Source organism: Cohnella hongkongensis, assembly GCF_042654645.1.
GTDB classification, from domain to species: domain Bacteria; phylum Bacillota; class Bacilli; order Paenibacillales; family Paenibacillaceae; genus Cohnella; species Cohnella hongkongensis.
The window spans coordinates 1-13853 of record NZ_JBHSEP010000010.1; the positions used below are offsets into that span (position 1 = coordinate 1).

Consider the following 13853-nt stretch of genomic DNA (forward strand, 5'->3'; position numbering starts at 1 on the left):
GGCCGTACTACTTTTGCGAATATCGCTTCCGCAGCACCCACGCCCACAATCCCTCCGGGGCGTTCATGATGCTGGCTACGAGCGCCTGCGCCACCATCTATACGCATAACGAGTACGGGAGGCTTCGAATGGCTCGAACAAGCAGCGGCCCGGCGGAGAGAGTAGCGGCCGATAGAGGAGGGCAAAAGCCCTCAGTCGCCTAACCCGGTTCCGACTATTTAAGTATAAATGCCGTCCGGCTGTGGCCATCCTTTGTCTTGCTGACTTCCAGGACGGCGGGGAACGCCATTTTCAACTCCTGCACATGCGAGATGACACCGATCATGCGGCCGGATTGCTGAAGATCGACGAGCGCGGCGATCGCCTTGTTCAGGGAGTCCTCGTCCAGAGAGCCGAATCCCTCGTCGATGAACATCATTTCGATGGAGACGCCGCCTTGATAGGACTGGATAACATCGGTCATCCCAAGGGCCAGGCAGAGGGAGGCGTTGAACTTCTCCCCGCCGGACATCGACTTGACGTCGCGATTCAGTCCGGTATAGGCGTCGTACACGTCGAGTCCGAGGCCGCTTTGCTTGCCGCGGGATTCGAGTCGGTCGCTTCTCTCCAGCCGAAATTGCCCATTGGACAGGTCGGTCAGTCTGGCGTTCGCGGCATGCAGTATCTGCTCGAGAAATTCGATCAGGATGTAGCGCTCGAACGAAATTTTCAACGGATTGTCGCCCTTGAGCATCTGATAAATATCGGCGACCTGCTGCTGCTGCTGTTCCAGCTCGCGGAATTGCGCCTCGGTCTCGGCGATTGCGGCGAGCAGTCTTCGGGCTTCGCGTTCGTGCCCTGCGACGGCGTGCAGTTCGGCGACGACCAACTCCAATCGCGCCTTCAGCTCGTTCATCGCCTCCTGGAGCGAAACGGCGTCGGGGCGGGACTTGCCGGTCAGATCGTCCTCCAGCTCGGCGATTTGCTGGCTCAAGGCGGACAGCTGAAGCCGGAACTGCTCGAGCATGCCGGCAAGCCGCTCCCGCTCCGGCTCGGCCATTTTGGCCGCGCGGTAATGCTCAGCCGTGTCGAAACCGACATCTGCCAGCTGTTCGGCGAACCGCTGCTCGGCTTGCTGGCGCTGCCGCTCGGCTTCCTGCAGCTGGCTGGACGCCTGAACGACGTTGGTTTTCTCCTCTACGAGCTTGGTCTGTGCGCTCTGCAGTCCCCGCTGCGCATCCGACCATTCGGCGTTCAACCGTTCGACGAGCATCGCTTGTTCGCGATGGCGAACCGCGAGCGCGTCCGGCGAGCGCAACGGCTCCGGTACGCGGCCCAGCTCGTTCTCCAGCACGGACTGCTTGGAGCTGCGCTCCACCGACAGAACGTGCTGCTCGGCGAGCAGCCGCTCGCGCTCGGCCTGCAGGCGTTCAAGCTGCGCCTCCAGCTTCTCGGCTTCCTGCCGGCGGCTTCGGACGGCCTCGGCCTGCTGCTTCAAGCGGTCGGTTTCCTGACGTACGCGCTTGCCTTCCTCCTCGGCCCGGATCAGTTGCTCGCCAAGCGGCTCTGCGGTAATGCCGTATTCGGCGATCAACTCCGCACGGCCGGCTCGGCTGGCGCCCGTCGCCGCTGCCTGCGCCCGCGCTTCGCCCAGTTCGCGTTCGGCAGCGCGGAGCTTCTCCTTCGCCTCCTGCAGCTGTTCGCGCGTCGGGACACTCGCTGCCGGAACGGCTCTTGCCGGATGCGACTCGCTTCCGCATACCGGACACGGCATGCCGTCGTGCAGATGCTCGGCCAGCAGGCCGGCTTGCCCTTCCAGCCAGAGCAGCTCCGCGCGGTCGTGCTCGGCCTTGAGCTCCGCCAGCGACCGGGTCAGCCGCTCCTCCAGCCGCGACCCGTTCTCCAGCCGCTGATCGAGCTCGGCCAGCTCCTTAAGCAGCTTGTACTTGCTCTTCAATCTCTCGTAACGCTCGAGCGCTTCCGGCAGTGCAGCCGCTTCCGTCTCGGCCTGTTTGACGACGTCGAAGACCGCGCGCCTCTCTTCGCGCAGCGACTCCAGCTGCCGCTCCAGCGTCTCGCGCTTCTCCGCCGCCGCCCGCTCTTGTGCCGCCAGACGCCCGACTTCCAGCCGGCGTTCCTCCAGTGTCCGCACGATCGGCTGCAGCTCAGCCAGCCGCGACAGCTCGCGCTCAGCGCCCTTGCGCTCCTCGGCCCGCTCTTCCTCGCGGCGGTACCGCCGCTCGGCTTCCGCATGCGCGCGCTCGGCTTCGGCCGCTTCGCGCTGCTTGCGCTCGAGCGTCCCGCGCTTCTGCTCGTCCTGGCGCGACGCCTCCAACGCCTGCTCCTCATAGGGCAGCAGCCTCGCGGCCCGCTCGGCCAGCTTCAGCCGCCGTTCGCTCTCGTCCGCCTCGGCCTTGCGCTGCACCAGCCGCTCGAGCTGCTCGCGCTTCTCCGCCAGCTGAGCGAACTTCGACTCCAGCGTCATCGCTTCGCGCAAAGCTCGTTCGTTCTCCTGCAGCCTTCCTTCCAGTTCGGCCTTGCTGCGGCCGATCTCCTCGGCAGCGGCTTCATAATAAGCGATTTCCTGCGCCAGCCCGTCGGACACTTGCGCCATGCTGCTGTACTCCTGGCTGAGCGTCGCCGCGAGCGCGCTCCCCTCCCGCTGCGGCAGCGACTGCTGCGCCTGTTTGGCGTAGACGTCCTGCATCGCCTTGGCCTGCTTAAGCGCCTCCTGGAGCTCGCGGTTTTGCCGCTGAAACCGGTCCTCGATCTTCTGATACAAGCCCGTCCTGAAAATGCGGCGCAAAATGTCTTCTTTATTTTCCGTATCGGACGTCAGAAGCTTGCGAAATTCTCCTTGCGGCAGCATGACGATCTGACCGAACTGGTCCCGGCTTAAGCCGAGCAGCAACTCGATCTTCGCGTTCACATCCGAGACGGTGAACCGGTCGACGCAGGGTGTCTCGCTGCCGCCTGTCGTCTCGTACAGTTCGGCTTTGCCTCCCGTCTCGCTCTTATTCGTGCCGCGCCGATGGGGCATTTGCCGGAATACGCGATACGTCCGCGCCCCAACCGCAAAATGATAATCCACCGACGTATGTACGTCGTCATCCGCGAAATGGCTTCGCAGCATCCGCGGTTCCGCGCGATCCTCCCCGCTGGCGCTCCCGTACAGCGCGAAGCAGATCGCATCGAAGATCGTCGTCTTGCCCGCTCCGGTGTTGCCCGAGATCACGAACAGCCTCCGGTCTCCGAGCGCCCCGAAATCGATCGTCTCGGCGTCCCGGTAAGGACCGAACGCCGTCATGCTTAATCGAATCGGCCTCATTCCGCTCCACCTTCCTCTTGCCATACGGCCGCATACGCTTCCGCGAACAGCTTCCGCTTATCCGGGGACAGCGGCAGCCCTTTCACTTCCTGATAGAACGCGGCGAACAGCGCGACCGGGTCGGCCTCCCGCCGTACCGGCCTGCCCTCCGCTTCGTTCGCGCCGCCCTGCCACGGGGTGGCTGTCGTCCTGCGCTCGACATGCAGCGCGTTCGGGTAAGACGCGCGAACCTTCTCCATCGGAAACAGCACCGGATCGTCGTTCAGAAGCGTCACGAACACGTAATCGTCGCATACCGGGTGACGCTCGATCTCCTCGATCGGAGCAGCGATTCGGCGCATGTCGCGAAGCGGCTTCAGCTCCCTTTTCTCCACGGATACGTTCCCGGCCCCGTCCAGCTCCACCAAGAGGAAGCCTTTGCGGTGGCTTTCCTCGGATATCGAATATTTGAGCGGGGATCCGGCATAGCGAATTCGCTCGTCGGCCACGTGATGCGCCTGGTGGAGATGGCCGAGCGCCGTGTAATGAAAGCCCGCGAAATATTCCGCATGCACATGCTCCGCGCCGCCGATCGCCAGCGGCCGCTCGGACTGGCTCGTGTTTTCCTGCGGCCGGGCTCCCGGCGTCACGAAGGCGTGCCCGACGAACACGTGCCGGGCGGTGCGGTCCATCGTCGCTTCGATCCGGGCGACGACCGCCTTCATCGCTTCGTCGTGCGTACGTATACTCTCGTCTCCGAGCAGGTAACGGACCTGAGCCGGATCGGCGTAAGGAACGAGGTGGAAATGAACCTCTCCATGACCGTCTCTCAGCACGACCGGCTTAGGCTCCGGCTTAAGCTGACCGGCGAGGTGCAGCCCTCTTGCCTCCATGATCGCCGTGCCGAACGACAGCCTGTCCGGGCTGTCATGGTTGCCGGAGATCGCCAGCAGCGGCGTGTCCAGCCCGATTACGATGCGCTCGAACAGCTCGTCCAGCAGCTCGACGGCCTCCGTCGGCGGTATCGCCCGATCGTACAAATCCCCGGCGACGACGACCGCGTCGGGCCGCTCCCTTTCTATCGTTTCCATGAGCTGCTCCAGCACGTGGCGCTGATCTTCCGTCATATAGACGCCCTGAACAAGCTTGCCCAGATGCCAGTCCGCGGTATGTATGAACTTCATGAGGCGCTGTCCCCCCTATCTGATATTTTCCTATGTCCTATGTGTCTATCGAACAAGCTATCATTATTTTAATCTATCGAAGCCGGGATTACAGTTGGAAAATGACGCTTGCTGTCCCAAATTGACTTGTCCGGGATATGGATACACATCGTTTGGCCGATCTTGAATATATTGAGTAATACATCCTTTAAATCACGAAACGATAGGGGGTTGCCCATGAATCATCCCTCGTTTATTTTATCCCGGGAGGATTGGTCGCTGCACCGCAAAGGCTATCAGGATCAGGCGCGCCATCAGCAGAAAGTCCGGGAGGCAATCAAGCAGAACTTGCCCGACCTCGTCTCCGAAGAAAACATCGTCATGTCCGATGGGCGCCAAATTATTAAAATCCCGATTCGCAGCCTCGACGAATACCGATTTATATTTAATACGAACAAGAAGAAGCATGTCGGACAAGGAAACGGAGACAGCCAGGTCGGCGACGTGCTGGGCGTCGATCCGACGCCGGCCGGCGGCAAAGGAGAGGGCGCCGGCTCCGAGCCGGGCGACGACGTCGTGGAGGCGGAAATCTCCATTGCCGAGCTGGAGTCGATGCTGTTCGAGGAGCTCGAGCTGCCGTATCTGAAGAAAAAAGACAAACAGCAGATCGAGGTCAAAGACGTGCGGTTTACCGACGTCAGGCGCAAGGGCATCATGTCCAACATCGACAAGAAGCGGACGATTCTCGAAAACCTGCGCCGCAACTCGCGGGAAGGCAGAGCGCAGATCGGCGGCATCTCTCCCGACGATCTGCGGTTCAAGACGTGGGAGGAAATCGTTAAGCCGCAGAACAACGCGGTCATCTTGGCGATGATGGATACTTCGGGATCGATGGGCTCGTTCGAAAAGTATTGCGCGCGGTCGTTCTTCTTCTGGATGTCCCGCTTTCTGCGCCGGCAGTACGAAAAGGTGGACATCGTCTTCATCGCGCACCATACGGAAGCGAAGGAGGTGACGGAGGAGGAGTTTTTCACGAGGGGCGAGAGCGGCGGCACGATCTGCTCGTCCGCATACGTCAAGGCGCTCGAAATTATCGACAGCCGTTATCCGCCGTCGCTGTACAATATCTATCCGTTCCATTTCTCCGACGGAGACAACCTGACGAGCGACAACGAGCGTTGCGTGCGGCTGATCAGGGAGCTGCTGGAGCGGTCTAACATTTTCGGCTACGGGGAAGTGAACCAGTACAATCGAAGCAGCACGCTGATGTCGGCTTACAAGCATCTGGAGCACCAGCAGTTTCTGTATTACGTCATTAAGGAAAAGGGCGAGATTTACAATGCTTTGAAGACTTTCTTCCGGAAAAGGGAAGCGGCAGGGTGAGAAGCGAAAGCCCATTCTCCCTTTGGGAAATATGGGCTTTCTTGTCATGCGCAAATCCTCTCCTTTACGCTTACCTTTTACTAAGCAAAAACGCCTTCGGCGTCCTCTAGACGCTAAATCGCGAACTGCTCAAAGATACGCCTTCTCTCTCCTCAACGCTTCCCGCAGTTGCTGCACGTCCACCTCGCCAGGCGTTGCGCCTTCCAGAACGGCCAGCGCGGCGGCCGTGCCGGCGGCTTGGCCGGTTGCCATGCAGCTCGGCGTCAGCCGCGTCGTGGCGAGCGCTTCGTGCGTCGTGGAGATGCATCTTCCCGCCGCCAGCAGGTTGCGGGTAGTCTGCGGCACGAGACAGCGGTACGGGATATCGTAGGTGCCGTCTCCTGCGATCCAGGAGGCGGATACGCCTTTCCCGGACGGATCGTGAATATCGATCGGATACCCGCTTCTGGCGATCGCGTCCTCGAACTTCCGGCCGGCGATCACATCCTCCTTCGTCAGCGAATAGTGGCCGACGATGCGCCGCGTCTCGCGAATGCCGATCTGGGTGCCGACGGCCGAGACGGAAGCGCCCTCGAAGCCCGGCACGTCCCGCTTCAGAAACTCCGCCATCATCAGCACCTGCTTGCGCCCTTCCTCCTCGGCGCGGGTCAGGTCCTCCACGTTCGTGCCGTCGAGTCCTTGCACCCTCGTGCAGTTGACGAGTACCTCGTCTTCCGCCGGCCCGGTAAAGAACAGCACCTGATCGCGGTTGATCGGCACGCCCGAAGATTTCCACTGGGAATAAAAGCCGCACACGCCCGTCAGCGGCAAATCGGGCAGCTCCGCGATCGGGGTCTTCTTGTAGAAATTGTCGGGATGGGCGATCATATACGCTTTGACCTGTTTCAGATCGACGCCCCGCATCCGGAATTTCATCGTCATCGGCTGAGATTGCAGATCCCCGTCTCTCCCCTGCAGCGTCGGGGTGCCCGACAGATAGGCCACGTCGGCATCGCCGCTCGTATCCACGAAGACGCGACCGGTCAGCTCGATCCTTCCGGATTTCGTCGTCATCCGCACTGCGCGGATCGTGCCGTCCCTGGCGTCGACCTCGTCGACGAAGCTGTGAAGGAACAGCCGTACGCCCGCTTCCCGCAGCATCTCCATCGCCACCACCTGATAGATTTCAGGATGGTAGGGCGTTACCGTATGCACGAAGCCCACCGTGTCGCGCAGATGTCCGGGAGAGCCTCCGCGCTCGATCAGCCGGTCGACAATCTCCTGCGCGATGCCCCGAATGACCTGCTCGCCGCTGTCGGCATGGAAGGTCATCCACGGGTATACCATCGCCGCCGTGGACATGCCCCCGACAAAGCCGTACCTCTCCGCCAGCACCGTTCTCACGCCTTGCCGTCCGGCGGCGATCGCCGCGACTACGCCCGCGGGGCCTCCCCCGACGACGACGACGTCCGCCTCTACCTTTTTCATGTCTGCAGCCACTTGAAGCCACTCCCGTCTTCTCTATTCTTTTAACCCCGTCATAGCCACGCCCTGGATAAACTGCCGCTGCGCCAGGAAAAAAATAATCAGCAGCGGCAACGTCGCCATCACCGTCGCGCTCATCAGATGATGCCAGGCCGTCCCGACCTCGTCCGTGAACAGGGACAAGCCGAGCGGCAGCGTCATCAAGCGGCGCGTATTAATGAAGATCAGCGGATCGAAAAACTCGTTCCAGTTGGTCACGAACGTAAAAATCGTCAGCGTCGCCAGCCCGGGCTTGGCGATCGGCATCATGATCCGGGCGTAAATCCGCAGCCGGCTGCAGCCGTCGATCATCGCGGCCTCCTCCAGCTCCTTCGGAACGGTAATGAAAAACTGCCGCATCACGAAAATGCCGAACACGCCGCCCGCTCCGAAAATCGGCAGCAAAATCAACGGCAAATGCGTGTCGATCCAGCCGATCTCCCGCATGAACAGGAACATCGGGATCGCCGTCACTTCGTGCGGAATCATCATCGCGCTGAGCAGCACGAGGAAAACTGCGTTCCTGCCCGCGAACGGAATTTTGGCGAAGGCGTACCCGGCCAGCGACGCGAACAGCACTGTGCCGCCTACGACGAGCGCGGCGATATATACGCTGTTGAAGTAAAACCATTGAAACGGGATCAGGTCGAACACGTCCGCATAGTTCTGAAGCCGGAACGTCGAAGGAATGAGCTGCGGCGGATACTTGAACACTTCCTGCGGCTCCTTGAAGGAGGTCGAAATCATCCACAGGAACGGAACCATCATCACGAGCGAGATCGCGCCGAGAACCGCGTAGGTCCCCGCCGTGCCCAAGGACTTGCGCCAGGAACCGGAGCCGTTATGCGTCGCTCTCATTGAACACCCACCTTTTTCTAAGCTGCCACTGCACCAGCGTCAAGACGAGCACGACGAAGAACAGGACGAAGGCCAGCGCCGAAGCGTAGCCGAGCTGGAACAGCTTAAACGCCTTTTCCCAAATATAGTAGACGAGCACCTTCGTGCTGTTGCTTGGCCCGCCCTGCGTCATGACGAAGATTTGCCCGAACACCTTCAGCGACCCGATCACGGTCATGATGACGGTGAGGAAGATCGTAGGCGTAATCATCGGAAGCGTCACGTTGAAAAAGGACTTCGTCCGGCTTGCGCCGTCCAGCTTGGCGGCTTCGTAGAGCGATGCGGGCACCTGCTGAAGCGCCGCGATGAACAGCACCATATTCAGGCCGACGTTCTTCAGCACGCTCGTGACGATGACGGCCGGCATCGCCAGACTCGTGTCGTACAGCCAGGCGGGGCCCTTCATATTAAATACGGCGAGCAGCTGGTTGATCAGCCCGGAATCGGTCGCGAACATGTACTTCCACACGATCGACCAGACGATCAGCGAGGTCATGACCGGGACGAAGATCGCCGTCCGGAACAGTCCGATGCCCTTCATGCTTCTCGCCAGCAGCAGCGCGAGCAGCAGCGCCAGCACAATGTTGAGCGGCACCAGCCCGACCGTGAAATAAACCGTGTTGCCGAGCACCTGCCAGAACAGGGAGTCGTTCATAATGTGCCGGTAGTTGTCGACGCCGATGTAGCGGTGGCTGCCCAGCAGCGGCCAGTCCGTAAAGCTCATATACAGCGCCAGTCCCATCGGGAACAGCAGCAGCAGCGTAAAGCCCAGCACCATCGGAGAAATAAACAGCCATCCGGCGATTTGCGCCTCGCGGGCAAGCGGCCCTCTGGACCGCCGTTTTCTTTTGTCGCTCATCGGTTCACCGCCTCTTAATTCCATCTGTCGATCGCATCGCGAAATCCGGCCACCGCTCTGCGAATCGTTTCCTCCGTCGTGCCGACGACGATCGCTCCCAGCATAACCGCTTTAATGCCCGTCTCGCCCAGCACGCGGATATCGTCCGGGACGAGCTTGCGCTGGGAGGGCAGCAGCACCGGCACCTGCGCGCGTTCGACGATATGCCGGTACTTCAGCACGTCCGCGAAGCTGAGCGGCGTTCCGTATTCCGCGCCCGGCACGATCGACGCCTCGACGGCCGTCATGCCGTAGTGGCTGGCCGCGGACAGAAGATCGAGATCGGAATGCTCGTTCACCGCGAAGGTTCGGTCCAGACCGGTTCCGTCCAGCATGAAGGACGGAAGATGCTGGGCGTAGATCGAGTAGAAATCGAAGCCCAGCGGCGCCAGCCGCCGAATCTCGTCCGGCTTGGCCTCCTCGACGCTTCCGGCCGGCACGATGCCAAGCGGTCCTTCGAACATCGCCCGAATCTCGCGGAACGCCGCCTCGTACTCGGCGAGCGGTCCGAACCGGTTGCCGCTTGCCCGATGACCGACGTTCATATGCACCTTCAAACCGTCGGCGCCCGCCTCCAGCGCCGCACGGGCCAATTCGACGTCATTGGCGGGGAGACTTACGACGAGCGTAAGCCTCCGCGCATGCAAAGCCTTGTTCAGTCTCGCCATCGTTAGCCCCTCATGATGGCATTCACTTCATCGGCAATCTTCTGCAGATTGTCCTCCGCCGACGACACTTTGCCGAACAGCCGGTCGAAGCCTTGCAGAATGGCGTTATCGATATTTTGCCAGCGGACGTGTCCCGGAAGAATGCGCGCCTTGGGCATCTCGTCGATAACCGCCTGAAGAATATGCTCCTTGCTCGGATTGTTCGGCTGGTTGATGAACTCGTCGGAGTTCAGCACCGTCGTGCGCGGCGGCACGAAATAGGTCGAAGTCGCCTGAATGCCTTCCTGGCTGGCGAAATACTTCAACAGCTTCTTCGCTTCCTCCGGATGCTTGCTGTCGTTGAACAGCGCATAGCCGGCCTGTCCCAGCATCGGAACGCTGCCTTGCGAGCCGGACGGCGTCGGCGCGATGCTCCATTCGAAATCCTGAATTTCTCTCGCTCTGGACACGTAGCTGTACACGTCGAAGAACATCGCCAAATTGCCGGCGTCGAAGCTGACCTGCTCACCCGCCTTCGGGTGCGATTCGTCCGTAAACATCATCCGTTCGAGCATCTGGAACGTCTCGATTCCGTACTGGTCGTTCCACGTGAATTCCGTAATCTCTTTATTAAACGGTCCGCTGCCGTTCGACCACGAATAGGAGGACAGCGTTACCCAATTCGTCCAGTCGCGAAAGAAGTTCGCGCCGTATACGCGGTTTTTCGCGTCCTTGCTGGCGATGGTTTGCGCGGATTTCTCGAACTCCGCCCAAGTCCACTTCCCTTCCTTGGCCAGCGTATTCGGATCGGTCAGGCCCGCCTTGTCGAACAGCGTCTTGTTGTAGAACATAACGACCGGCGGCGTGGAGAACGGCAGCCCGCGCAGCTTGTCGCCGTCGCGGAACAGATCGAGCGTGCTCGGAATGAAGTCGGCGAGATTAAATTCCGCGTCGTCCTTAAACTCCGATACGTCGGCAAGAATGCCGTTGTCCATAAATTGCGGCACCATTCGCTCCGCCACCCAAGCGACGTCCGGAAGCGATTTCCCGGCCGCCAGCACGGAAATTTTCTGCTGGTAGTCGGCGAACGGAACGGATTCCATCGTGACCCGGATGCCCGGGTTCTCCTGCTGGAAGCCCTCGATCAGCTTGTCGTAGACGTCCATATGGGCCTGGTTGCCCCACATCATGAACTTCAGCTCGACTTCTGCCTGTTGTCCCGGACTGCCGCTCGCGTCGGAGCCTGTGGCGGCAGAGGAGCCGGAATTGCCGTTGCTGCTGCAACCGATTAAAAGCGCTACCAATAGTGCCAACACGAGAGAAAGCTTTGCTCTTCTCATATCCATCCCCCTTGAGTGATTATGAATGGGCCCTTCATCAAAAAGTATAACGGGGGCGCGGCGTTCGCCTAAATCACGCCGAATCAAGAAAAGGTACGATATCTTTATAGCTTCTCTCCGGCCGTCTCCCCCGGTCCCGGCTGGCCGTGGCGATCCCGGAATTCCCCCGCCGTCATTCCGACCTGCTGCTTGAACACGAGCATGAAGTGCTTCGGGCTCTGATGTCCCGACAGGCGCGCCACGTCGTAGATTTTCAGGCGCGTATGCGCCAGCAGCCATTTGGCTCGCTCCATCCGGGCTTCGGACACGTAATCGGAATAATTCATTCCGGTCTCCGCCTTGAACAGCTGACTCAGGTAGGTGGCGTTCAGATGAACCTGACCCGCAACGGTCTGCAGCCGCAAATCTCCGTCGATGTGCAGCTTGACGAACTCCTTAACGTCGCGAATGATCTTCCTCGCGTCCCCGCTTTCCGGCGAATCGCCGGGCGCGTGTCCCGGCGGAGGGGAGACGGCGATGCCCCGCTCCCGGTCAAGCGTCAGCTTGATTTTGTCCAGCGTCGCGACCAGCTCCAGCCGCTCGATCGGCTTCAGCAGATAGTTGCATACGCCGTAAGCGATCGCCTTCTTCGCATACTCGAATTCGCCGTAGCCGCTAATGATGACGACAGGCAGACTCGGGTACATCTCCTTGACTTGCGCCACCATCGTCAGCCCGTCCATCTCCCTCATGCGGATGTCCGTAATGAGCAGATCGGGAAGCTCGCTTCTGAGATACGTCAGCGCTTCCTGCCCGTTAGCCGCTTCGGCGGCCACCTCGAAATGACCGGTCGATCGCCCAATCAGCTCCCTGAGCCCTTGCCGGATCACCGTTTCGTCCTCCACGAGCAGCACTTTATACATTCGCTTCTCCCTCCGTCTCGCCAAGCCGTATCGAGATCGTGACTGCCAGCCCCTGACCGGGGCTTCCGTCCACCGTCAGCTCGCCCCGGTCTCCGTAAATGAGCATAATCCGTTGGGCGATATTGACCAGCCCGAGACCGCCCCCGTCGTCCCGCTGCCAGCCCTGATAGGAGGGCGGCGTCCGCAGCTGCTCGTTCAGCGCAGCGATCTCCTGCTCCGGCAGCCCTTTTCCGTCGTCTCTGACGGTAATCAGCAGCATGTCCGCGATTCGCAGCGCGGATATCCAGACCGTTCCGCCCCGCTCCGCCTCGTCGATCCCGTGGTATACGGCGTTCTCCACGAGCGGCTGCAGGATCAGCTTCGGAACGACGATCAGGTTGGCCTTATCGTCGATGTCGTATTCCACCTTCAGCCGCTCCCCGTACCGAAGCTGCTGAATCCGGACATAGGACTGCACGAAACGGATCTCCTCGTACAGCGGCACCAGCCGGTCGGCTTTGTCGATCGTATATCGGAGCAGCTTGCCGAGCGCGGACACCATGTCGGACACTTCCGCGTTGTTGCTGCGGATCGCCGTCATGCTGATCGATTCCAGCGTGTTGTAGATAAAGTGAGGATTGATCCGGCTTTGCAGGGCGGCCAGCTCCGCTTCCTTCTCCCGAATTCCGAGAACGAACACCTCGTTGAACAGCCGGTTGATTTCCTCGGTCATCTTGTTGAACCCGCGACCCAACTGGCCGAATTCGTCCTTGCTGTATACCGCGACTCTTCGGTCGAATTTCCCCTGCTCGACGCGAATCATGTTCTTCTTCAGCTCGATAAGCGGCCGGGTAATGCGGTAGGAGACGATGACCGCGAGCAGCGTTACGACCGCGACGCACAGCGCCGCGAACCATAGCGTGAACGTCCCCAGCTCGCGCGACTCCTTCTGAATGACGCCGATCGGCGTCAAGCTGACGACGGACAAGCCCGAATAGCCGGAATGGTGTTGAACGTACAAGTAGGGCTGGCCGCCAAGCACGATTTTCCGATTGCTTTCGTACGGCTGCGGCTGATGATGCTTCAGCAGGTCGGCGTAAGCAGACGGGGCGCCTTCGGAGGGGTAGTTGAAAATCAGTCTTCTCCGGCTGTCCATTACGATGACATTCGCGTCCTGCTCGAAATTCAGATTGGACAAAATGCTCCGAAAAGCGTCCAGCTTGATATCGATCAGAATGAAGCCGAGCGGGCGCAGCGTGTCGGGATCGCGAATTTTCCGCCCGACGGAAATGTAGGGTTCGCCGGAGTTAACGCTGTAATAGGAAGGCGCGTGAGGCGGTATGAGCACCCAGGCTCCGTCGGAGCGGTCGACCTCGGAAAACCATTCGTCCTGACGGCTGTCCCACACCGAGTCGACGGCCATGGAATCGACATTGGAGAAAAAAATGCCGCTGTTGCTGATCAGATGAATACCGTGTATTTCCGCCCGGTCGTAAGCGTTGGCCGACGTGTACAGCTTCATTTTCATGTAGTCGTCCGAAGAAGCCCATACGCCCGAGCCCATTTCTCCGTCGTACTTGCCGAGAATCGACAGCACCATCTGATCGTACAGCGGCATCATCGACAGCCTTTCGAAGTCCTTCAGCAGCCGGTCGAGGTTGGCGTTGATCTGGCGGACGATGTCGACGGTGAACTGCTCCGTCTTCTGATCGACGGTGGCCGAGAAGTGCCGGTAGGTCACGACTCCCTGCAGGCTGAGCGGAAACAAAATGAGCAGCGTGAACAGAAGCAGCAATTTGGATCGCAAATTCATTTCTCTCGTAAATCTCATCGCTCGCTGAACCATAAGGTCGAC

General features: G+C 60.3%; 11 protein-coding genes. 2 read left to right on the forward strand and 9 right to left on the reverse strand.

From position 1 onward, the window contains the following. A partial coding sequence (locus ACFO3S_RS14510; protein WP_378097302.1) for a hypothetical protein occupies positions 1-203 on the forward strand: 203 nt, incomplete at its 5' end. An 11-nt stretch (positions 204-214) separates the two neighbouring features. Here ACFO3S_RS14510 and ACFO3S_RS14515 read toward each other — a convergent pair. Both ACFO3S_RS14515 and ACFO3S_RS14520 read right to left on the reverse strand, forming a co-directional pair. Continuing rightward, positions 215-3307, reverse strand: coding sequence for an AAA family ATPase (locus tag ACFO3S_RS14515; protein WP_378097305.1), 3093 nt, complete (start codon positions 3305-3307; stop codon positions 215-217). Then, positions 3304-4470, reverse strand: a complete 1167-nt coding sequence (locus tag ACFO3S_RS14520; protein ID WP_378097308.1) for an exonuclease SbcCD subunit D — start codon at positions 4468-4470, stop codon at positions 3304-3306. The genes ACFO3S_RS14515 and ACFO3S_RS14520 overlap by 4 nt, the downstream gene beginning before the upstream one ends. A 216-nt stretch (positions 4471-4686) precedes the next feature. On the opposite strand from ACFO3S_RS14520, the gene yhbH reads away from it, so the two are divergent. Continuing rightward, the gene (gene yhbH, locus ACFO3S_RS14525; protein ID WP_378097310.1) at positions 4687-5832 is read left to right on the forward strand and encodes a sporulation protein YhbH; all 1146 of its coding nucleotides are present in this window, start codon (positions 4687-4689) and stop codon (positions 5830-5832) included. A 129-nt stretch (positions 5833-5961) separates the two neighbouring features. Here the strand turns inward: yhbH and ACFO3S_RS14530 are convergent, their stop codons facing one another. From ACFO3S_RS14530 to ACFO3S_RS14560, 7 genes are all read right to left on the reverse strand, one after another. Then, the gene (locus tag ACFO3S_RS14530; protein ID WP_378097313.1) at positions 5962-7299 is read right to left on the reverse strand and encodes an FAD-dependent oxidoreductase; all 1338 of its coding nucleotides are present in this window, start codon (positions 7297-7299) and stop codon (positions 5962-5964) included. A 33-nt stretch (positions 7300-7332) separates the two neighbouring features. Then, positions 7333-8193: a carbohydrate ABC transporter permease gene (locus tag ACFO3S_RS14535; RefSeq protein WP_378097316.1), complete on the reverse strand. Its 861-nt coding sequence runs from the start codon at positions 8191-8193 to the stop codon at positions 7333-7335. Next, positions 8177-9091: a carbohydrate ABC transporter permease gene (locus ACFO3S_RS14540; RefSeq protein ID WP_378097319.1), complete on the reverse strand. Its 915-nt coding sequence runs from the start codon at positions 9089-9091 to the stop codon at positions 8177-8179. The genes ACFO3S_RS14535 and ACFO3S_RS14540 overlap by 17 nt, the downstream gene beginning before the upstream one ends. Positions 9092-9105: 14 nt before the next feature. Continuing rightward, a complete protein-coding gene (locus ACFO3S_RS14545) occupies positions 9106-9798 on the reverse strand; it encodes a beta/alpha barrel domain-containing protein (RefSeq protein ID WP_378097322.1) in 693 nt (230 codons plus the stop codon). A gap of 2 nt (positions 9799-9800) precedes the next feature. Further along, positions 9801-11117 carry an ABC transporter substrate-binding protein gene (locus ACFO3S_RS14550; protein WP_378097325.1) on the reverse strand — a complete coding sequence of 439 codons (1317 nt, stop codon included), beginning with the start codon at positions 11115-11117 and terminating at the stop codon, positions 9801-9803. A 104-nt stretch (positions 11118-11221) separates the two neighbouring features. Beyond that, complete coding sequence (locus ACFO3S_RS14555; RefSeq protein ID WP_378097328.1) at positions 11222-12019, reverse strand: response regulator transcription factor; 798 nt, start codon at positions 12017-12019, stop codon at positions 11222-11224. Then, positions 12012-13844, reverse strand: a complete 1833-nt coding sequence (locus tag ACFO3S_RS14560; RefSeq protein WP_378097331.1) for a sensor histidine kinase — start codon at positions 13842-13844, stop codon at positions 12012-12014. Before ACFO3S_RS14560 ends, ACFO3S_RS14555 begins: the two co-directional genes overlap by 8 nt. Between the last annotated feature and the right edge of the window lie 9 nt (positions 13845-13853).

Excerpts from the sequence above, each read along its gene's own strand:
- ACFO3S_RS14515 (WP_378097305.1), bottom strand. The coding sequence starts at position 3,307 with ATGAGGCCGATTCGATTAAGCATGACGGCGTTCGGTCCTTACCGGGAC.
- ACFO3S_RS14520 (WP_378097308.1), bottom strand. The coding sequence starts at position 4,470 with ATGAAGTTCATACATACCGCGGACTGGCATCTGGGCAAGCTTGTTCAG.
- yhbH (WP_378097310.1), top strand. The coding sequence starts at position 4,687 with ATGAATCATCCCTCGTTTATTTTATCCCGGGAGGATTGGTCGCTGCAC.
- ACFO3S_RS14530 (WP_378097313.1), bottom strand. The coding sequence starts at position 7,299 with ATGAAAAAGGTAGAGGCGGACGTCGTCGTCGTCGGGGGAGGCCCCGCG.
- ACFO3S_RS14535 (WP_378097316.1), bottom strand. The coding sequence starts at position 8,193 with ATGAGAGCGACGCATAACGGCTCCGGTTCCTGGCGCAAGTCCTTGGGC.
- ACFO3S_RS14540 (WP_378097319.1), bottom strand. The coding sequence starts at position 9,091 with ATGAGCGACAAAAGAAAACGGCGGTCCAGAGGGCCGCTTGCCCGCGAG.
- ACFO3S_RS14545 (WP_378097322.1), bottom strand. The coding sequence starts at position 9,798 with ATGGCGAGACTGAACAAGGCTTTGCATGCGCGGAGGCTTACGCTCGTC.
- ACFO3S_RS14550 (WP_378097325.1), bottom strand. The coding sequence starts at position 11,117 with ATGAGAAGAGCAAAGCTTTCTCTCGTGTTGGCACTATTGGTAGCGCTT.
- ACFO3S_RS14555 (WP_378097328.1), bottom strand. The coding sequence starts at position 12,019 with ATGTATAAAGTGCTGCTCGTGGAGGACGAAACGGTGATCCGGCAAGGG.
- ACFO3S_RS14560 (WP_378097331.1), bottom strand. The coding sequence starts at position 13,844 with ATGGTTCAGCGAGCGATGAGATTTACGAGAGAAATGAATTTGCGATCC.